The sequence below is a fragment of the Streptomyces sp. NPDC048484 genome (assembly GCF_040651415.1).
Lineage (GTDB): Bacteria > Actinomycetota > Actinomycetes > Streptomycetales > Streptomycetaceae > Streptomyces.
The window spans coordinates 38,435-55,531 of the sequence record NZ_JBEZJY010000051.1 but is presented as its reverse complement, the minus strand read 5'-3'; the positions used below and the strand labels follow the sequence as shown (position 1 = coordinate 55,531).

18 protein-coding genes and 4 pseudogenes are annotated in these 17,097 nt (G+C 68.6%); 12 read left to right on the top strand and 10 right to left on the bottom strand.

The window, feature by feature from the left end:
- Nucleotides 1-437, bottom strand: a pseudogene (locus AB0D14_RS37130) (hypothetical protein); the annotation flags it as partial.
- Between the two features lie 578 nt (nucleotides 438-1,015).
- Here AB0D14_RS37130 and AB0D14_RS37125 point away from each other — a divergent pair.
- The 5 genes and pseudogenes from AB0D14_RS37125 (at nucleotide 1,016) to AB0D14_RS37105 (ending at nucleotide 5,070) form a co-directional block, all read left to right on the top strand.
- A complete protein-coding gene (locus AB0D14_RS37125; protein ID WP_362787523.1) occupies nucleotides 1,016-2,452 on the top strand; it encodes a carboxylesterase family protein in 1,437 nt (478 codons plus the stop codon).
- Between the two features lie 55 nt (nucleotides 2,453-2,507).
- Nucleotides 2,508-3,554 carry a zinc-binding dehydrogenase gene (locus AB0D14_RS37120; protein WP_362787522.1) on the top strand — a complete coding sequence of 349 codons (1,047 nt, stop codon included), beginning with the start codon at nucleotides 2,508-2,510 and terminating at the stop codon, nucleotides 3,552-3,554.
- Nucleotides 3,555-3,644: 90 nt separating this feature from the next.
- Nucleotides 3,645-4,055 carry a cyclophilin-like fold protein gene (locus AB0D14_RS37115; protein ID WP_362787521.1) on the top strand — a complete coding sequence of 137 codons (411 nt, stop codon included), beginning with the start codon at nucleotides 3,645-3,647 and terminating at the stop codon, nucleotides 4,053-4,055.
- 73 nt (nucleotides 4,056-4,128) lie between these two features.
- Nucleotides 4,129-4,395, top strand: a pseudogene (locus AB0D14_RS37110) (NAD(P)H-binding protein); the annotation flags it as partial.
- Nucleotides 4,396-4,509: 114 nt separating this feature from the next.
- Nucleotides 4,510-5,070, top strand: a complete 561-nt coding sequence (locus AB0D14_RS37105) for a TetR/AcrR family transcriptional regulator (protein WP_362787531.1) — start codon at nucleotides 4,510-4,512, stop codon at nucleotides 5,068-5,070.
- 60 nt (nucleotides 5,071-5,130) lie between these two features.
- Here the strand turns inward: AB0D14_RS37105 and AB0D14_RS37100 are convergent.
- Nucleotides 5,131-5,265 (bottom strand): annotated as a pseudogene (locus AB0D14_RS37100) (AraC family transcriptional regulator); the annotation flags it as partial.
- Nucleotides 5,266-5,377: 112 nt separating this feature from the next.
- Between AB0D14_RS37100 and AB0D14_RS37095 the strand changes: the two are divergent.
- On the top strand, nucleotides 5,378-5,560 hold the full coding sequence (locus AB0D14_RS37095; protein ID WP_362787520.1) for a hypothetical protein: 183 nt from the start codon (nucleotides 5,378-5,380) through the stop codon (nucleotides 5,558-5,560).
- Nucleotides 5,561-5,603: 43 nt separating this feature from the next.
- Nucleotides 5,604-6,980, top strand: a complete 1,377-nt coding sequence (locus tag AB0D14_RS37090; RefSeq protein ID WP_362787519.1) for a replication-associated recombination protein A — start codon at nucleotides 5,604-5,606, stop codon at nucleotides 6,978-6,980.
- A gap of 746 nt (nucleotides 6,981-7,726) precedes the next feature.
- Here the strand turns inward: AB0D14_RS37090 and AB0D14_RS37085 are convergent.
- Complete coding sequence (locus AB0D14_RS37085) at nucleotides 7,727-8,719, bottom strand: aldo/keto reductase (protein ID WP_362787518.1); 993 nt, start codon at nucleotides 8,717-8,719, stop codon at nucleotides 7,727-7,729.
- A 124-nt stretch (nucleotides 8,720-8,843) separates the two neighbouring features.
- On the opposite strand from AB0D14_RS37085, the gene AB0D14_RS37080 reads away from it, so the two are divergent.
- Nucleotides 8,844-9,461 (top strand): TetR family transcriptional regulator, encoded by a 618-nt coding sequence (locus tag AB0D14_RS37080; protein WP_362787517.1) that lies wholly within the window; start codon nucleotides 8,844-8,846, stop codon nucleotides 9,459-9,461.
- A 331-nt stretch (nucleotides 9,462-9,792) separates the two neighbouring features.
- Here the strand turns inward: AB0D14_RS37080 and AB0D14_RS37075 are convergent, their stop codons facing one another.
- The gene (locus AB0D14_RS37075; RefSeq protein WP_362787516.1) at nucleotides 9,793-10,731 is read right to left on the bottom strand and encodes an AraC family transcriptional regulator; all 939 of its coding nucleotides are present in this window, start codon (nucleotides 10,729-10,731) and stop codon (nucleotides 9,793-9,795) included.
- Nucleotides 10,732-10,858: 127 nt separating this feature from the next.
- Here AB0D14_RS37075 and AB0D14_RS37070 point away from each other — a divergent pair, with 127 nt between their 5' ends.
- The 4 genes from AB0D14_RS37070 (at nucleotide 10,859) to AB0D14_RS37055 (ending at nucleotide 13,298) form a co-directional block, all read left to right on the top strand.
- Nucleotides 10,859-11,254, top strand: a complete 396-nt coding sequence (locus AB0D14_RS37070) for an MmcQ/YjbR family DNA-binding protein (protein ID WP_362787515.1) — start codon at nucleotides 10,859-10,861, stop codon at nucleotides 11,252-11,254.
- Nucleotides 11,251-11,619, top strand: a complete 369-nt coding sequence (locus tag AB0D14_RS37065; protein ID WP_362787514.1) for an MmcQ/YjbR family DNA-binding protein — start codon at nucleotides 11,251-11,253, stop codon at nucleotides 11,617-11,619. Before AB0D14_RS37070 ends, AB0D14_RS37065 begins: the two co-directional genes overlap by 4 nt.
- Before the next feature lie 172 nt (nucleotides 11,620-11,791).
- The gene (locus tag AB0D14_RS37060) at nucleotides 11,792-12,547 is read left to right on the top strand and encodes an SDR family oxidoreductase (RefSeq protein WP_362787513.1); all 756 of its coding nucleotides are present in this window, start codon (nucleotides 11,792-11,794) and stop codon (nucleotides 12,545-12,547) included.
- A gap of 40 nt (nucleotides 12,548-12,587) precedes the next feature.
- Nucleotides 12,588-13,298, top strand: coding sequence for a TetR/AcrR family transcriptional regulator (locus AB0D14_RS37055; protein WP_362787512.1), 711 nt, complete (start codon nucleotides 12,588-12,590; stop codon nucleotides 13,296-13,298).
- A gap of 310 nt (nucleotides 13,299-13,608) precedes the next feature.
- Here AB0D14_RS37055 and AB0D14_RS37050 read toward each other — a convergent pair whose 3' ends face one another.
- From AB0D14_RS37050 to AB0D14_RS37025, 6 genes and pseudogenes are all read right to left on the bottom strand, one after another.
- A complete protein-coding gene (locus AB0D14_RS37050; protein ID WP_362787511.1) occupies nucleotides 13,609-13,827 on the bottom strand; it encodes a hypothetical protein in 219 nt (72 codons plus the stop codon).
- Nucleotides 13,796-14,422 (bottom strand): hypothetical protein, encoded by a 627-nt coding sequence (locus tag AB0D14_RS37045; protein WP_362787510.1) that lies wholly within the window; start codon nucleotides 14,420-14,422, stop codon nucleotides 13,796-13,798. Before AB0D14_RS37045 ends, AB0D14_RS37050 begins: the two co-directional genes overlap by 32 nt.
- Before the next feature lie 51 nt (nucleotides 14,423-14,473).
- Nucleotides 14,474-15,544 carry a hypothetical protein gene (locus tag AB0D14_RS37040; RefSeq protein ID WP_362787509.1) on the bottom strand — a complete coding sequence of 357 codons (1,071 nt, stop codon included), beginning with the start codon at nucleotides 15,542-15,544 and terminating at the stop codon, nucleotides 14,474-14,476.
- A gap of 436 nt (nucleotides 15,545-15,980) precedes the next feature.
- Nucleotides 15,981-16,286: a hypothetical protein gene (locus AB0D14_RS37035; RefSeq protein WP_362787532.1), complete on the bottom strand. Its 306-nt coding sequence runs from the start codon at nucleotides 16,284-16,286 to the stop codon at nucleotides 15,981-15,983.
- Nucleotides 16,267-16,437: pseudogene (locus AB0D14_RS37030) on the bottom strand (IS1380 family transposase); the annotation flags it as partial. The gene AB0D14_RS37035 and the pseudogene AB0D14_RS37030, both read right to left, overlap by 20 nt.
- 300 nt (nucleotides 16,438-16,737) lie before the next feature.
- Nucleotides 16,738-17,040, bottom strand: coding sequence for a hypothetical protein (locus AB0D14_RS37025; protein ID WP_362787530.1), 303 nt, complete (start codon nucleotides 17,038-17,040; stop codon nucleotides 16,738-16,740).
- Nucleotides 17,041-17,097 lie beyond the last annotated feature (57 nt).

Below are 17,097 nucleotides of genomic sequence, written 5' to 3'. Positions count from 1 at the left end.
TGATCGGCGGGTTCGAGGACGGTGACGTCGAGGCGGGTCACAGTGCGGCTGGTATTGGGGCGGCCGTCGTCACGCCGCTCGCTGTAGCGGGACATACATGCATCGGATGCAACTCCGCTCGGAGCCGCAGGAAGGAAACGTACGGGGTGACGGTAGCGGCCGTCATCAACCGCGGTGTCCGCGAGGAACTCCACCACGACCTCGGGATGCACGGGGTGCAACTCCAGCTCGCTGCGGGTGCCCCAGCCGGCGGAGAACCGGCGCCCGTGCCAGGGATGGCCAGGGCCGGCAGGGCGCAGCTGCGCACCGAGGTCGCGCCGGACGGTGGTGGCGAGCGGGGTGGTGCGGGCCATCAGCCGCAGTCTCCCGGCAGCGTTGTACCGGGCCAGCAGCAGCGTGCTCGGTGACGTCGGCGTCCCGGTGACGGCGCCGATCACCGCTTCGGCCGTGGCACGCGCGCACTGGTGGAGTGTCGGTATTCGAGGGTTGCAGTATTCGCCCGCAGGGCGAGCACTCCCGCACCCGGCCGGGTCGCGGCGACAAGGCGTACAGCTCTCACCGCAGCGGGTGCTGTCTGCACGAAGACGCCGGATCAAGAAGGAGAGACCGACCTCTTGCGGTGAACCAGCGCCGGCGCCCGCGCTCCGGTACGGGCCCTCGTCCTCTGCCACCGCGCCGTACGGGCCCTTCCCGGCAGCGGCTATCCCGCACGACAGAAGGCTCACCCGGCGTTACGAGGTTCACGACGCCGGTACGGCATCGATCTGCTGCTTCACCCGGAGGAGATCGAGCTGGCGCCGTTCGCCGACGATCCGGCCGTCGGTCACGTAGGAGAAGTTCATGGCCCGCACCGAAATCTTGTGGCCGAAGTGTCACCTAATGACCACCGGGTGACCGCTGTCCGCCGGGCGATTTGCCGGAGTCCAGGGAATGCTTGGGAAGCGTCACCGCGAGCGATCAGCTGCCGACACGCCATGTGAAAACACCCGAACCGCACCGGAAGGAATCTCACGCCATGACTGCTACCGCTCCCAAGGCTCCGACTGCACCAGGGGTGCGGTCCTGGTGGGGGATCCCGTACGCCACCGCCGAGCGGTATCGCCGCCCCGTGGTCGCGGACTTCGATCCGAGTCTCCCGTACGACCGGAAGGGCGTCGTCGCGATCCAGCCCGACAGCGGCGACTGGCTCGAAGCGGACAGCGGGATGGGCGAGGACTGCCTGAACCTGAACGTGTGGGCCCCCGAGCAGCCGGCCGACAAGGCTCTCCCGGTGACCGTTTACATCCATGGCGGCGGATTCGAGTTCGGCGCGAACACCCAGATCACCTCGAACGCCGCCGGTCTCGCCGCGACGGGGCGCGTGGTGGGCGTGTCCGTCAACTACCGGCTCGGCGCCCTGGGCCCGCTCTCGCTCTCGCAATACGGCGGGAAGCTCGCCGAGGCCAGCAACCTCTTCCTCCAGGACATCATCGCCGCGCTCACCTGGGTCCAGCGGAACATCGCCCACTTCGGCGGCGACCCCGACAACGTCAGCGTCTACGGCCACAGCGGCGGCGCCTACTCCTCCCTCGGACTGCTCGGCGCCTCCTCTGCCGACGGCCTGTACCGGCGGCTGGCCGGGTTCTCCGGCGGGCCCGCCCGCAGCATTCCGGCCTGGTGGGCCGAGGAACTCGCGCACCTGTTCGTCACCGAACTCGGCGTCGCGGACAACCCGGAGAAGCTGCTCGGCCTCGACCCGCTCTCCCTGCGGGACGCCCTGCGCAAGGTCGCCCCGACGGACCTCGGAGAACGGGGCGGGGTGGACAACAAGGCCACCGGCGTCGTCCTGGACATCGGGCAGCCCGGCGCGGTGGTGCACGCCCACCCCATGGACGTCCTGGCCTCGGGCGCGCACCGTGACGTCGACGTCCTGCTGAGCATGGCGAGCGACGACATGGGCTGGTGGGTGGCGAACGACCTCGACCGGTTCGACCCGGGCACTATCGACCGCATCGTCGACGAGGTCGCGGGGTGGCGCATTTCCCGCTCCCGTGCCAAGAAGATCGTCGACGCCTACGACCAGGGCGGCCGTACCCCGGCCGAGGTCCGCGCCGCGGTCATGGCGGACTACCTCTTCGCGATCCCCGCAGCCCGCGGTGCTCTGGCCCACGCCGCCGCGGGCGGCAACGCCCATCTCCTGATGATCGGGCCCGCCGAGGGCGCGCCCGCCGTGCACGGCACCGAGATGTACGCGCTTGTCGGTCAGGAACAGCCGGGCCGCAGCGCGGATCAGGCCGAGCGTGACACGCGTATCCGCGACATTGTGCTCGACTTCGCGACCGGCGAGCACTCCCGTCTGTGGCCCGCGGTCACGGACAAGCCCACCTCGGAAACCGTCGGCAACTCTCCCTTTGAGGGCACCGCCCGCTACCAGCAGGTCCTTGACCTGTGGGAGGGCATCGACCGCCCCTGACGGCTGGCGGGCGATACGGACGACGCAGGGGACAACACGGAGTGAGGTACTCGGCATGAGTCAACCGACAGCAGCCGCCGGCGCCGCACCGGCGACGATGAGGGCCGTCGTCGTCACCCGGCCCGGCGGCCTGGAGGCACTGGAGATCAAGGATGTGCCGGTGCCCGTCCGCATGCCCGGCTGGGTGCGGATCAAGGTAAAGGCGTTCGGCGTCAACGAGTCCGAGGTCACCACCCGCAAGGGCGAGTCGGACGCGGTGGTCACCTACCCGCGTGTTCCCGGCATCGAGGGCGTAGGCGTGGTCGACGAGGCCGACGAGGACAGCGGGCTGCGCCCGGGGCAGCAGGTGGCGACCATGATGGGCGATATGGGCCGCAGTTACGACGGCGCATACGCCCAGTACGTCACCGTCCCGGCGGAGCAGGTCATTCCGTTCGAGACCGGCCTGCCGTGGGACGTGGTCGGCGCGCTGCCGGAGATGTTCCAGACCGCGTACGGATCCCTCACCCGTGGCCTGGACCTCAAGGCCGGGCAGACGCTGCTGATCCGCGGCGGCACCTCCACAGTCGGGCTGAGCGCGGCGGGGATTGCGAAGGACATCGGAGCGACCGTGCTGTCCACCACCCGCAGCGAGGCGAGGGCAGGGGAACTGCGGGCGGCGGGCGTCGACCATCCCCTCGTCGACAGCGGCACGATCGCCGACCAGGTGCGCGAGCTGCTGCCGGGCGGCGTGGACGCCGCACTGGAACTGGTGGGCTGCTCGGTCCTCGCCGACACCCTCAACGCCGTCCGCCTCCACGGCACGGTCTGCTTCACCGGAGCCCTGGCGGGCCAGTGGACGATCCCCGACTTCACCCCGTTCATGATCCCGGGCGGCGTGCGCCTGACCTCCTACAACGGTGCGGCCACCGACCTCCCGGCCGATGTCCTCGCCCACCAGCTCCAGGCCATCACGGAGGGGCGCCTCCAGGTCCCGGTCGCGAAGGTCTACCACGGCCTGGAACAGGTCCGCGACGCCCAGGCCGACCTCGAATCCGGCACCACGCCGGGCAAGCACGTCGTCGTCCTGGACGACCGAGACCTGGGCAGCCGAGAATGGTAAGTGGATCGACTTGCTATCGCGGTGGTGTCGAAGTTACGTTCACGGGGTCCGTGCCGAACTGAAGCTCGTACCCCGATGAATGTGGCGTACGTGTCGGCCGCCGACCATCACTCCAACAACACCCCAGAGGGCAGAACCCATATGAGAATCCGACTGACCGCTGGAGAAACCGTCCTCAATGCAACCCTCGGCGACAACGCGACGGCACGTGACTTCGCCGCGCTGCTTCCGCTGACGCTGCAGATGAACGACCCGCTCAGGCGTGAGAAGTACGGTCACCTGCCCCGGTCTCTCACCGCAGGAGGCGAGCCGCGGTTCAGCTACGAGATCGGCAACATCGCCTACTGGTCACCCGGTCCCGACATCGCCATCTTCTATGACCACGACGGCGAGTCCATCCCCGACCCCGGCATCGTCATCCTCGGCGAAATCGACTCGGGGGCCGATGCCTTGAAGAAGTACGACGGCACGGTCGACGTAACCATCGAGGCTGTCGACTGAGACCCAGCCGGAAACAACCGGGATCGTCAGCCAACGGGAGGAGGGGGGCCATGTCCCGGGCCTCGCCCTCGGGGTGACCGGCGGCGTCGGCTCCTGCCTCGCCGCACGACTCATCGAACAGGGCGACCAGGTCGTGGGTCCTCACCGCCATACCGAGCAGGCTCCCACCCTGGAATCCGACGGAACAGAGCCGGTTCACGGCGCCCTGACGTCGCTCGGCGTGGGCACTCCAGCCGCCCGTCTGGAAGGTGCCGGCGCAGTCGTCTGCACCGCGGGTGCGAGCGGAGCCGGACCGCGACAGGCGGACGCTGTCGACGGGCGGGGCGGGGTAATCGTGGCAACCGCCGCAGCGAAGCAGGAGTCCACCGGTTCCTCCTTGTTTCCGCCTTCCCGTGCGCGGCCCGCCCTACCGGACACGTGTCCCTTCGTGATGGGTGGACATCAGGAGAAGCCTATGAGCGCGCCAGCACGCCGTCGGGATGCGGCGCAGAACCGGACCCGCATCCTGGAGGCCGCCCGCGCAGCCCTTGCCGAGTCCGATCACGTGCACCTACACGAGATTGCCAAGCGCGCCGGTGTAGGACAGGGAACGCTCTACCGGAACTTTCCCAACCGCGAAGCACTCCTCGTCGAGGTCTACCGGCGCGATGTCGAAGAACTCGTGGCCGCCGCCTCCGCTCTGCTGGCGGAACACACGCCTGTGAAAGCCTTGTGTCACTGGCTCGACCGAGTGATCGACTACGCCGAGATCAAGCGCGGCGTCCTGGCGGCCCTTGAGGCGGCGGCGTGGCAGGACCTTGTCGCCCACAGCCACAACCCCATCGAGGGCGCCCTCGGCCACCTGCTGGACGCGGGGAAAGCGGCAGGTTCCATCCGCGCAGACGTCGATGCCCACGGGGTCCTCCTTCTCATCGCATACCTCGGCCGACTGGACCGGGATGAGTGGGGATCAAGGGCACGGCCTCTGATGAACGTCATCCTCGACGGTCTTGCCCGACCAGACGCGGACCGGTAAGGACGGAGGACTGACCAGAATCGTCTGGCAGTTCACGACGTGGTGGTGCAGCATGCGGCACGTCACATGGATGAGGTAGTGGAAGGTGGCCGGGGCGGGGGCCACGGCCGGTCGTCATGGTCGGCGAAGAAGTCCTCGACGGTGGTGGACCTCCAGGCTGCAGGGGGTGCCGAACGGGGGCTGGAAGCCGTACAGCGGGGTGGGTGCGCCTGCGAGAGGGGCGAATGCCTTCGCCCTGTCCGGTTGTCCGTTCCTGACCATCATGTGTCCGCAGGCTACCCGGCCGAAATGCCCTGCCCGGGGAATCATGGCTGGTGAGGCCCGGACAGCCGGGCCGTCGGCGTCCGGAGTACGCAGGCGCACGCCGGGCGGGACGCACCCGAGCGGCAGCCGGGGTATCACCGCGGCCCTGGCCGAGGACTGGGTCACCAACTCGCAGGACCTGCCACTCGACTCGGCGCCCCGCAACCTGCGGCCTGCCCGCACCTGACCGCCCGCCCCGACCACCGTCACCTACGCGAAAGCCCACCCTCATGGACCACAGCGAACCCGCGCTCGCCCTGTTCGACGACGATCCCGGCCCCGACAGCACCGGCGCGAGCGACACCACCGTGCCGGCCATCGAAGACCTCTCACGTCCTCTCGCCGACCGGCTGCGCCCGCGCACCCTCGGCCAGGTGGTCGGCCAGGAGCACCTGCTGGGCGATGAGGCGCCGATCGGGCGGATGGTCGAGCGGCAGCATCTGGTGTCGATGGTCCTGTGGGGGCCGCCCGGCTGCGGGAAGACCACCATCGCCCGGCTACTCGCCGATGCCGCCGGTCTGGTCTTCGCCCCGCTGTCGGCGACCTTCTCCGGGGTTGCCGACCTGCGCCGGGTGTTCCGCGACGCCGAGCAGCGCCGAGCCCGGGGGCGGGGGACGCTCTTGTTCGTCGACGAGATCCACCGCTTCAACCGCGCGCAGCAGGACAGCTTCCTGCCCTACGTGGAGGACGGCACGGTCGTCCTGGTCGGCGCGACCACCGAGAACCCGAGCTTCGAACTGAACGGCGCGCTGCTCTCGCGCAGCCAGGTCTTCGTCCTCAAACGCCTCGACGAACAGGCACTGCAGACCCTCACGACCCGCGCCGAGGAGCTGACCGGGCGCCAACTGCCGCTGACCGGCGAGGCCCGCCAGGCCCTGCTCGCCCTTGCCGACGGGGACGGCCGCTACCTGCTGAACATGGCCGAGCAGCTCCAGTCCCTCCCCACCGGCACCGGCCCGCTGGACGTGGCCGGGCTGGCCCGGCAGGTGCAGCAGCGGGCCCCGCTGTACGACAAGGCGCAGGAGGGCCACTACAACCTGATCTCCGCGCTGCACAAGGCGATGCGCGGCTGTGACCCGGACGCCGCCCTGTACTGGCTGGCGCGGATGCTGGAGGGCGGCGAGGACCCGCTGTTCATCGCCCGCCGGCTGGTCCGCTTCGCAGGCGAGGATGTCGGCATGGCCGACCCGAGCGCCGTCCAGCAGGCCCTTGCCGCGTGGGACGTGTACGAGCGGCTCGGCTCGCCCGAGGGGGAACTCGCCCTCGCCCAGGCCGTCGTCTATCTGGCCACCGCCCCGAAGTCCGTCGCCGTCTACCGCGGTTTCGGCGCCGCGGGTAAAAGCGCCCGCCGTACCGGCTCCCTCATGCCGCCGCCGCATATCCTCAACGCGCCCACCCGGCTGATGAAGAACCTCGGCTACGGCAAGGGCTACCAGTACGACCCGGATGCTCCCGACGGCTTCTCCGGCGCCGAATACTTCCCCGAGGACATGGGCCGTGAGACCTACTACCGGCCCACCGAGCACGGCCATGAGGCCGAGGTCGGCCGCCGCCTGAAGCACTGGGCCCGGCTGCGTGCCCAGCGGCGCCACCCGGACTCCGGCTGAGCCAGGATCAGCCGCCCACGGTCCAGCTGCACGCCATCACCGAAGGCCGCCTCAAGCCCGACATCGCGAAGGTCTACCACGGCGTCGGCCGAATCCCGCAGGCCCACACCGACCTGGCAGCCGGCGGCGCCCCCGGCAAACACGTCGTCGTCCTCGACTGACAGCGCGGATGGTCGGCTCCAGGGAGGAAGCCGGGCCCGAGCGGCGTCGACCTCGCCCGCTGACACCCCACCACCCGCAAGGAGAGCCCCAGGTCCCTGTTCACCGACGGATACAGGTCATCCTCCGTCCTCGACCTCCCCGCCACTCAGACGTTCTACGGTGACGTCCTCGGCCTCCGTAACGGAGGAGCGCGACGCGATGCTCGTGCTGCACCTACCCGGCGGCGCCGAGGCGGTTGCCTACCCGAAGGGCGAGGCGCACCAGCCCGCCACCTTCACCGTCCTCAACTTCGTCGTCGACGACGTCCCCGCCGCAGTCGCCGAGCTGAGCGACCGCGGAGTGCTGTTCGAGCGGTACGACTCCGAACGCGCGTCGACGAGCACGGCGTCTACCGCGGCATCGGTCCCCTCTTCGCCTGGTTCAAAGACCCCTCCGACAACGTTCTCGCGGTGTGTGAGAAGGACTGAGCTCTCTGATCTGACCAAAAGCTGGATCAGGACAGCACCGCCGGCCCACTCCGCAAAGCAGCCGGGGAGTCGGTGGAGGAAATCCGCCCCAACCTGTTCATCCCTGTGTCAGCGCGGTCAGTCTGTGGTGAAGCTGGACAGGACCGCGACCGGGAGGCGGCTGCCTGCCGAGCCGTGGGGAAGGATCTCCGTGATGCGGGCCAGATCGGCGGCGGAGAGCTGGACGTCGGCGGCGCCGGCGTTCTCCTCAAGGCGCTTGGTGCTGCGGGTGCCGGGAATGGGCGCGACGTCCTCGCCCTGGGCGAGCAGCCAGGCCAGCGCGAGCTGGGCGGTGGTGATGCCCCTGGTGCCGGCCAGATTCTTGAGCTGTTCGGTGGCGTGCAGGTTGTACGTGTAGTTCTCGCCCTGCCAGCGCTCGTCCCAGCTGCGCATGTCGTCCGCGGGGTACTCGCTCGCGGGCTTGACCGCGCCGGTGAGGAAGCCGCGGCCGAGCGGGGAGTAGGGCACCAAGCCGATGCCGAGTTCCCGCAGGACGGGAAGGATCTTCTCCTCCACCTCGCGCTCGAAGAGCGAGTACTCGTACTGGAGCACGGAGACCGGGGTGACGGCGTGGGCGCGGCGGATGTACTGGGGGCCGACGTTGCTCAGGCCGAAGTACTTCACCTTGCCTTCGGTGATCAGCTCGCCGACCACGCCGGCGACCTCCTCGACCGGAATGGTGGGGTCGGAGATGTGCTGGTAGAAGAGGTCGATGTGGTCGCTCCGCAGGTAGCGCAGGCTGTTCTCGGCGACCTTGCGGATGTTTTCCGGGCGGCTGTCGAAGGCGGGGCTGATCGCCGGGGCGGTCATGTCGAAGCCGAACTTGGTGGCGAGAACCACCTCGTCGCGGAAGTCGCGGACCGCTTTGCCCAGGAGGATCTCGTTGCTGCCGGTACCGGCGCCGTACAGCTCGGCGGTGTCGAAGAAGTCGATCCCGAGTTCGTGGGCGCGGCGGATGGTCGCGATGCCCTCGTCGTCGTTCGAGGCGCCGTAGGCCATGGACATCCCCATGGTCCCCAGGCCGAGCGCCGAGACGCGCAGACCCTGAGAGCCCAGATTGCGGTGCTGCATGAGTTCACTCCCTCAGTGTTTCGCCGGCTTCACCCGCAGAGGTCAAACCGAACTGTTCAGTTTGACTGTACGCCCGAGCACCCGCGATGCCAAACCAAACGGTTCGGTGCTCTATCCTGGGGTCATGCCCCAGTCCCGCGACTCCGGCCGGACCGCAGCGCCCGCCGTCGGCGACACCACGCGCGAGCGCGTCCTTACCGCTGCCATGGAGGAGTTCGCCCGCCATGGCATCTCCGGCGCCCGCGTGGACCGCATCGCCAAGCTCGCCAGGACCAGCAAAGAACGCGTCTACGCCTACTTCCGCAGCAAAGACGCGCTCTATGCCGACGTCGCTGCACGGGAGTACGTCGTCATCGCCGAGGCCACCCAGATGGACCCGTGCGACCTTCCTGGCTACGCGGGCCGCCTGTTCGACTACTTTGTCGCCCGTCCGGACCACTACCGCCTGATCGCCTGGGGCCGCCTCGAACTGCCGGGCACCACAGCCGTTGCCGACGATCCCGCCCAGGCAGTGCTCGCCCGCAAAATCGACCAGCTCCGCCAGGTGCAACAGGCCGGACAGCTCGACCCCGCCTGGGACCCGGCCGACGTCCTCGCCCTGGTCAACCAGATCGCCATGACCTGGGCGTCGCAACCCGAACTCAGCGAGGCCGCCGCCGCACACGCCGTGGACCCCACCGCCGCCGCCCGCCGCGTCGCAGTGGTGACCGCTGTCGAGCAGCTTTTCCCTCGAGCGCGCTGAGGTCCCCCGGACCGGCGGCAGCCCTGCTCGATTCCCCGAACGGCGCCCGCATCTGCCCGTAGGCAGGCTCCGTGGAGAGGGTGGGCTGTTCACCGGAGAGCGATCGACGCAGTTCTCTTCCGGGCGCGGTCAGGGATCCCGCAAGCCGTCCGGGCCGACGCCGCCGGGCGGATCGTCTGGAGCCTGGTGGGTGGCGACCCGACACTCGCCCTCTGGGCGAATACTGCAGCTCTCGATTACCGACACGCCAGTGCACCCATCGGGCGTTCACGCAGACCGCGAAGGGGGCCGGGAGCCTCCTGACGGGCACGGGTCCTGCGCCGCGTTTCCGTCACGCGTGGGTCCTCGCTGCGCGGGCGGCGAAGGCGGCCGGGGTGAGGCCGGTATGGCCGCGGAAGAAGCGGCCGAAGTTCGCGGGGTCGGTGAAGCCGAGGTGGACGGCCACAGCCCGGGCGTCCCACCGGGCGCCTGCCAGCAGGCGCCGGGCTTCCAGGAGGCGCCGCTCGTCGATGAGTTCACGTACTCCCTTGCCGGTGGCGTCCCGGGCGGCACGGCTGAGGGTGCGGACCGAGCAGCCGAGCAACTCGGCGTAGTCCGCTGCTTGGTGCAGTTCGCGAAAGTGCAGCTCCAGGGCGTCCAGGAAGCGCGCGTACCTGTCGGCACGGCCGGTGCCGGTCGTGGCCGTGCCGATGGGGGCGATGTCCAGGGAGTTGGCCAGGCGCAGCAGCAGCGATTCGAGCAGGCTGCGCCGCAGGGCGTGGTGGATGTCGAGGGGGCGGCGCCCCAGTGCGCGGTGTTCGTCCAGGAGCTGGAGTGCCGTCTGCTGGAGCCATACGGTGTCGTCGGGGTGCGGGCTGAGCACGGCAGGGGCCTCGTGCGCGGTGAGCGGGGCCAGGAGACGGGCGAGGTCGGGCCGCAACACGTCCGGTTCGAAGAGGATGAACGGGCCGCGGGCCGCGCCGGGCGGATGCCAGCACTGCGCGTGTCCGGGACGCACCCACAGCCACTGGCCGGGGGCGACGGTCCGCGTGACGTGGTCGACGTCGTGCCGCAGCTCACCCTCGGTGACGGCGATGAGGTAGTGGAAGGTGGCACGGCCCGGACGGGGCGGGTTCCACGGCCAGTCGTCGTGCTGGGCGAAGAAATCCTCGACGGTACTCACCTCAAGGCCGTACGGAGTACCGACCGGGGGCTGGAAACCGTACAGCCGAACCGCGGCCGGTCCGGCCGCAGTTCCGCTCGAGTCGGGGTGTCGCTTGTCGACCATCATGTGTCCGCAGCCTACGGTCCTTCTCGTCGGCTTCGACGAAAGGATGGGACGTGCCGCCGCGCCCGCGCGCGTGCCCTCCGCGTCCTTCGATGCCGCACCTGTCACTACCTGAGAGAGGCAACGCCCCATGAACGGATCGGCCTTGCACAAGACCGCCGCCGACTACGCGGAGGAACTCCCCGGAGCCCAGCTGGAGCACCCCTTCGGCCCGGACTGGGAGGTCTTCAAAGTGCGCGGCAAGGTGTTCATGCTGATGACCGAGGTCCCGGGGCGGCCCGTCGTGATCCTCAAGGCGGACCCCGGTGAAGCTCATGCCCTGCGGGAGCAGTACAGCCACATCACCCCCGGCTACCACATGAACAAGAAGCACTGGATCACCCTGGAGAGCGGAGAAGGCGTCGACGAGGAACTCGTCAGGGAACTCGTCACCGACTCCTACCGGCTCGTCGTCGCCCACCTGCCCAAGGCCGAGCGGCCTGTCGACCCGCACACCTACGGCACCGGCGCGCGGGCGGCCCGGTGAGCGCGGCCGGTGACCGGCTCCAGGACACCGCCCGCCAGGCGGCCCTGGCCCTCCCCGGCGTCAGCCACGGCTACCCCTTCACCCCGGCACTCGACGTGTACAAAGTCGCGGGCAAGGTGTTCCTCATCGTCACCGACGACCCGGACGAACAGATCATCACGGTCAAGTGCGAACCCGAACACGCCCGCGCGCAAGAACGCGGCTACGCCTCGATCACACCGGGCCGCTATCTCGACAAGCGCCACTGGATCTCGCTGGGGGCGGGACCCGGCATCACCGAGCGTCTGGTCACTGACGCGGTCGAGGGTTCCTACGACCTGGTCGCCGAGCGGCTGCCGCGACGCGACCACCCCGGTGCCCGATGAGCACCGCGAGCTTCCCCGCGGACGGCGAGCCCTTTGCGGGGTGCGCATGGTCGCCGAACCGCACCAGGCCCACGATGGTAAGTGGAGCGACTTGCCTTATGGGCATCACGGGAGTTACCTTCTGATGGTGAGTCCATCGACTTACCTTACGACTCGGCAAGGAACAATGAACATGAATCGTCTTGCGGGCAAGCGCGCCCTCATCACCGGCGGCACGAGTGGGATCGGTCTGGAGACCGCGCAGCGTTTTGTTGCGGAGGGGGCCGAGGTGCTGGTCACGGGCGTAACCCCGGCCAGCATCGACAGGGCGCGGCAGGTCCTCGGGGACAAGGTGCCGGTGGTGCAGGCCGATGCACGCGATCTCGATGCGCAGCGCGGCCTGGCGGAGCGGGTGCGTGAGCACTTCGGGGAGCTGGACGTGGCATTCCTGAACGCCGGCGTCTCGGACTGGCGGCCGTTCGAGGACCACACGGAGGACAGTTTCGACCGGCTCTTCGACATCAACGTCAAGAGCGTCTTCTTCCTCACGCAGGCCCTGGTGCCCGTGCTGGCCAACCCGTCCTCGGTCGTCCTCAACGCCTCCAACAGCGCGCACGGCGGCTACGGGCAGTCGAACGCCTACGCCGCGACGAAGGCGGCTGTCTCCTCCCTGATGCGGTCGTGGAACGCGGACCTGCTCAGGTCGCACGGCATCCGGTTCAACGCGGTCAGCCCCGGACCGGTGAACACCCCGCTCTACTCCAAGCTCGGGATCGAGGACCCCGCGGTGCAGGCGGCGGTCCTGGAAGGGATCGGCGCCGGCATCCCGCTGGGTCGCATGGGCATGCCCGAGGAGGTCGCGGAAGCCGTGGTGTACCTGGCCTCCGACGTCTCCGCCTTCGCTGTGGGCCAGGACCTTATCCTGGACGGTGGCCAGACCGTCCTCTGACAGCGGGGATGCGGCTGGGAGACGGGCGAGGGGCGTGGGTATGTCGGTGGCGGACCGAGCGGAGACCGGTGGCGATACGTGCCAGGCCGGGTATGGCGCGCAGACCAAAGCCGGGTATCACGCGCAGATCAAAGCGGAGAACCGCGCGCGCATCATCCGCGCCGCCCGCGACCTCTTCCTCGCCCGGGGATACGACAAGACCTCCCTGGCCCAGATCGCCAGGGAGGCCCGCGTCTCCACAGGCACCCTCTTCAAGCGGTACCCCTCCAAAGCTGCGCTGTTCGCGGCCGTCACCTCCGAGCAGTGGCAGCTGGACGTGCAGTACGCCGAACCGCCCCCGCCCGGTGATCCCCGGTACGGCCTGGACCACATCGGCCGCGACTACGCCTGCCTGGTCTCGCGGCCCGGCACGGCGGCGCTGTGCCGCCTCATCATCACCGAACTTCCCCAGATGCCGGAACTCGCCGACATCGTCGGCACCGGCTTCGCCATCGACCGCGGACCCTTCTTCGACCGGCTCCGCGACTACCTGGACGCCGAGGCACAGGCCGGCACACTCGACTTCCGTTCGGCCGACGGACAGACACAGCCGGCATCCGCAGTGGCCGAACAGTTCCTCGGCATGATCTGCGGCCAGCTCCTGTGGCCTCAGCTCGTACGCACCGACTTCGTCCCGCCCGACCCCACCGACACCACGATCGTGGACGAAGCCGTCGCCCTCATGCTCACCCGCTACCGCACCGGATCCTGAGCCCCGGACGCGGCGGCTACTGCCAGCCGACCGCAGAAACGTCGGACGCAGGGTGGCGGCCCGCACCTGAGTCAGCCAGCCTGGCGGAGGTCCTCACTGCCTAGCCCTGCGGGGCGGCCCATCGCGCTGTCAAGTATTCGGACCAGTTCCCGCCGACGAGGGTGGCCCAGCGTTCGGCTGTCTTGGGGTGGATGCCGGGCGGGAACGGCGATGAGGTGGCGGCGGATGGTGCCGGTCCGTGCCCGTGCGTGGAACGTGGAGGCCAGATGCCCGGCGGCCCGGGTCAGGTTGTAGGCGACTGCGGCCAGGGTCAGCCAGGCGGCGTTCGCGGTGAATGTGCCCGAGGGCAGATGAGCGAGGGCTGAGTCCCCAGGTCAGCGAAGACCTGTTCCACCGCGGCGTGATCGCGGTGCATGGGCTCGGCGTCGGTGAGGACGAAGCGGCTGTCGGCGAAGATCACGTGATAGCGCCAGACGGCGAACAGTGCGCTCTGCCCCTCAGGCACCGTCTTGGGGTTCAGTCGTTTCACGCGGCGGACGATGAGCCGGGCGGTGGTGTGGAACTGCTTCTTCTTGCTGGTGAAGGCGGTGAAGCGGGCCGTAGACCTGCTTGACCTTGGAGTCGATGTCCACGAACACCACCTCGTCCCCCTTCGGAACGAAGCCCGTGTGAGCGGCCAGGTTGCACGCGAACGCGCGTGCAGCGGACTCCAGTTGACGCACGTGGCTCCAGGTGAAGGCCCGCAGGAACATGCCCAGCGTGGACGGCGCCCGCACCCCGCTGAACAACTTCGGCAGCCCGCCGTGCCGCAGTACGTCCAGGTCGTCGATGGAGTCGGCTCCGGCGACCATGCCGCCCACGACGCTCATCACCTTCGCGTCGGCAGCCGTACCCGCACCGTTCTTCGCACCGCTCAGCTTGACCTTCTCGGCCACCAGAGCCGGCAGGCCGCACCGCTCGGCCAGCCGGACGGCCGGGACCAGCCCGGCATGCGCGATCAGATTCGGCTCGTCGAACGCGGCGAACACCCGCGCCGGGCTATGGAACAATTTCACTTGAGAGGTGCCTTGCTGGTTGGTACTGCTGGAAGCGTCAGAACTCCCATCATCCCAGGTCACGGGCACCTCTTCTGTTTTCTCCGTCCGCAGCCCGGCCGCTACGCGGCAGATCGAGGCTCAGCCGGAGTCAGCCAGGCGTCGGTAGCGGCCGGTCTCCTTGTGCCACTGGTAAGAGCCGGCAGCCCAGCCTTGGATGGCCTGGGCGTGCCGCAGCACGGCATGCTGGGTGTCCTGATCGGCGTTCAGGTCATGGAGTGTTTGCGGCAGGTCGGCCTGGACGGTTTCGTGCAGTGTCCTCACCCGGCCTGTCAGGATGCGGTTGACGAAGGAGACGGCTTCGGCCAGGGGGATCTCGTACAGTTCCTGGGCCACGTGCACGATGTTGTTCCTGGTCACGCCTTCGCGGACTTCCTTGAGGTAGGACACGATGTCGTTGTGCAGATCGACGGTGTCCCGGAACGCGTTGATCAATACGGCAAAAGGCCGTGTTCCCCGGATGCCCGCGGTGATCTCCCAGCCGAGTGAGTGCTCCATCAGCAGTGCGCTGCACCCGGCCGCACCATAGTCGCGGCGCATCTCGGTCTGCTCGATGAAGTCGGGGGACCTGCGCCGGGTGAGGTTGTCCGCCTCCCACAGTGATGCTTCCAGGAACTCCTGCACGGACCTGGTGTACAGCAGTCGCCATGAGGCGGAAGCTGAAGGCGCCGTGCGGCGCCACAGGTCCGCCAGAGCACGTTCCAGCGGCTGCTTCGGGGGCGGCTCCGAGGTGTCTGCCCGTACTGGCAGGAAGGTCATCAGCCGCTCAATGTGCTGGAGGATCTGTTGCCGGCTGCTGAGAGATTCACACCACGGCAAGAAGGTGTCGTCGAGACACCAGATGACGCTGTGCCAGGCGGACAGCAGCTCCAGTTCCTCGGCGGAGGCATGGGGATAGATCAAGGCGGTGAAGTGCGTGAAATCCGCCCGGTCAAAGACCTCGGCACTCCATCCACCATGGCATGAGTCAGCGTGCTGCGGTTCCAGGAGCCCAACCGATCGCGCCCAGGCGTGAACGCGTGGACGAACGGTCGACAGGTGCGGGTTCACCCTGGCCGGGAACGGCATGAAGAACGACGGCAACTGGAAGGTGCCCTCCACCGCTGCCTGCCGCGTGGTCACGGACGCTTCCGAACTCGACAGAGTTGTCATCCCTCACATCTCCTTCCGCGAGGCGCACTACCTCCCGGCTATGGCTGCGCGTACCTTCCAGGAAACTGGCCAATTCCGAACACGGGAAGACGATCCCATCCCTGAGTGCGTGAACGCGTTGAACAATTGCGCTCTTGTGAACGCCGATGGGTCCGCTGACGCTGCGCGAGTCACTCAACTCACCTTGCCTTGCGGCGACAGCCCCTCGTAGCCTCGCTCGCTTCAGCTCAGCCTCGATCCACCGCGTGATTCCTGATCGTCGTCGTTGGGTGGGTTTCTGATAGTTTTCGTGTATTCGGGCAGGACTGTATTCCGGGTGGCCGTCCCGGTGGCGGGTTCCCCGAGGTTCTTCCTGATCGTGGGCGAGTGGTGGGCGGCGGCTTCAGGTGAGCATGCGGTGCCCGGTGGCCCTCCACAGATCGGTGAAGTCGTCGGCTCAGCGCCAGCGTTGGGGCAGATGCAGGACCACGCCCCGCCCGGGGCGGGCAATCCGTGCCGGGATCTGGATCAAGGGTTGTCGGATGGTGCCGGTCCTCGCTTTGCCATGGAAGACCGAGACGAGGTAACCGATGGCGCGGGTGAGGTTGTAGGCGGTGGCCGCGAGGGTGAGCCAGGCGATGTTTGCGGTGAACTTCCCCGAGGGCAGGTGGCCCAGCGCGGAGTCCTCCAAATTGGCGAAGCCCGGTGTGTGCGGCCAGATTGCAAGTGAACGCCCGTACCGTGGACTCCAGTTGGCGGACATGACCCCAGGTGAACGCGCGCAGGAACGTGCCGAGGGTGGACGGGGCACGCACCCCGCCGAACAACCGGGATAGGCCCCCGTGGCGCAGCACGTCCAGGTCGTCGGTGCTGTCCGCACCGGCCATCATCCCGGCCACGACGGACATCACCTTCGCGTCCGCGGCCATGCCCGCACCGTTCGACCCCTCCGTCAGCTTCACCTTCTCGGCGACCAGAGCGGGCAGGGGACGATTTCACTTACGAGGTGCCTTGCCGATTGGGACTGGTGGAAGCCCAAAGAACTCCCATTATCCCAGGTCAGCAGGCGCCTCTTCTGGTTTCTCTGTCCACAGCTCAGCCGTCACGCGGTGGATCCAGGCTGACACGGTGTGAGGGTCAAGAGGCTACCGAGCGGCCGACGGCCAGCAAGGACGCGGTGCAGGCGTTCAAGAAGCTCCCGCAGGGCCGAGAGATCAGCGGGGCCGGGCTGCGATCTGCCGGCGGGCAGTTCCCCAGAGCTCCTCGAATTCCTCGGGGGCCAGCTTCTCTGGATCGTGCCCTTCCCACTCTGAGACGGGTAGTTCAGCTGTGATGCCGAACCTGTTGTCGTACTCGTCGAGGAGGCCCGCGTCGTGGGCCTGCTGCCATTCGTCGAGGGAAGCGGCTGCGATCGGCGTCAGTTCAGGGCCTTGGAGCTCGATCTGCCGGGTCACCCAGCCTTCGGCGTTCACCTCGAAGTAGAACCAGACGTCTTCCTCGTCCCAGTAGCAGCGCATCCACGTTGTCACGAGTCCATGATGAGGCCTCATGAGCGGCACTCCGCCGGCGGTCCC

What these genes read in the sequence shown, in the direction of transcription:
- AB0D14_RS37125 (WP_362787523.1), top strand. Translation starts at nt 1,016, where the DNA reads ATGACTGCTACCGCTCCCAAGGCTCCGACTGCACCAGGGGTGCGGTCC.
- AB0D14_RS37120 (WP_362787522.1), top strand. Translation starts at nt 2,508, where the DNA reads ATGAGTCAACCGACAGCAGCCGCCGGCGCCGCACCGGCGACGATGAGG.
- AB0D14_RS37105 (WP_362787531.1), top strand. Translation starts at nt 4,510, where the DNA reads ATGAGCGCGCCAGCACGCCGTCGGGATGCGGCGCAGAACCGGACCCGC.
- AB0D14_RS37095 (WP_362787520.1), top strand. Translation starts at nt 5,378, where the DNA reads ATGGCTGGTGAGGCCCGGACAGCCGGGCCGTCGGCGTCCGGAGTACGC.
- AB0D14_RS37090 (WP_362787519.1), top strand. Translation starts at nt 5,604, where the DNA reads ATGGACCACAGCGAACCCGCGCTCGCCCTGTTCGACGACGATCCCGGC.
- AB0D14_RS37085 (WP_362787518.1), bottom strand. Translation starts at nt 8,719, where the DNA reads ATGCAGCACCGCAATCTGGGCTCTCAGGGTCTGCGCGTCTCGGCGCTC.
- AB0D14_RS37080 (WP_362787517.1), top strand. Translation starts at nt 8,844, where the DNA reads ATGCCCCAGTCCCGCGACTCCGGCCGGACCGCAGCGCCCGCCGTCGGC.
- AB0D14_RS37075 (WP_362787516.1), bottom strand. Translation starts at nt 10,731, where the DNA reads ATGATGGTCGACAAGCGACACCCCGACTCGAGCGGAACTGCGGCCGGA.
- AB0D14_RS37070 (WP_362787515.1), top strand. Translation starts at nt 10,859, where the DNA reads ATGAACGGATCGGCCTTGCACAAGACCGCCGCCGACTACGCGGAGGAA.
- AB0D14_RS37060 (WP_362787513.1), top strand. Translation starts at nt 11,792, where the DNA reads ATGAATCGTCTTGCGGGCAAGCGCGCCCTCATCACCGGCGGCACGAGT.
- AB0D14_RS37055 (WP_362787512.1), top strand. Translation starts at nt 12,588, where the DNA reads ATGTCGGTGGCGGACCGAGCGGAGACCGGTGGCGATACGTGCCAGGCC.
- AB0D14_RS37040 (WP_362787509.1), bottom strand. Translation starts at nt 15,544, where the DNA reads ATGACAACTCTGTCGAGTTCGGAAGCGTCCGTGACCACGCGGCAGGCA.
- AB0D14_RS37035 (WP_362787532.1), bottom strand. Translation starts at nt 16,286, where the DNA reads ATGTCCGCCAACTGGAGTCCACGGTACGGGCGTTCACTTGCAATCTGG.
- AB0D14_RS37025 (WP_362787530.1), bottom strand. Translation starts at nt 17,040, where the DNA reads ATGCGCTGCTACTGGGACGAGGAAGACGTCTGGTTCTACTTCGAGGTG.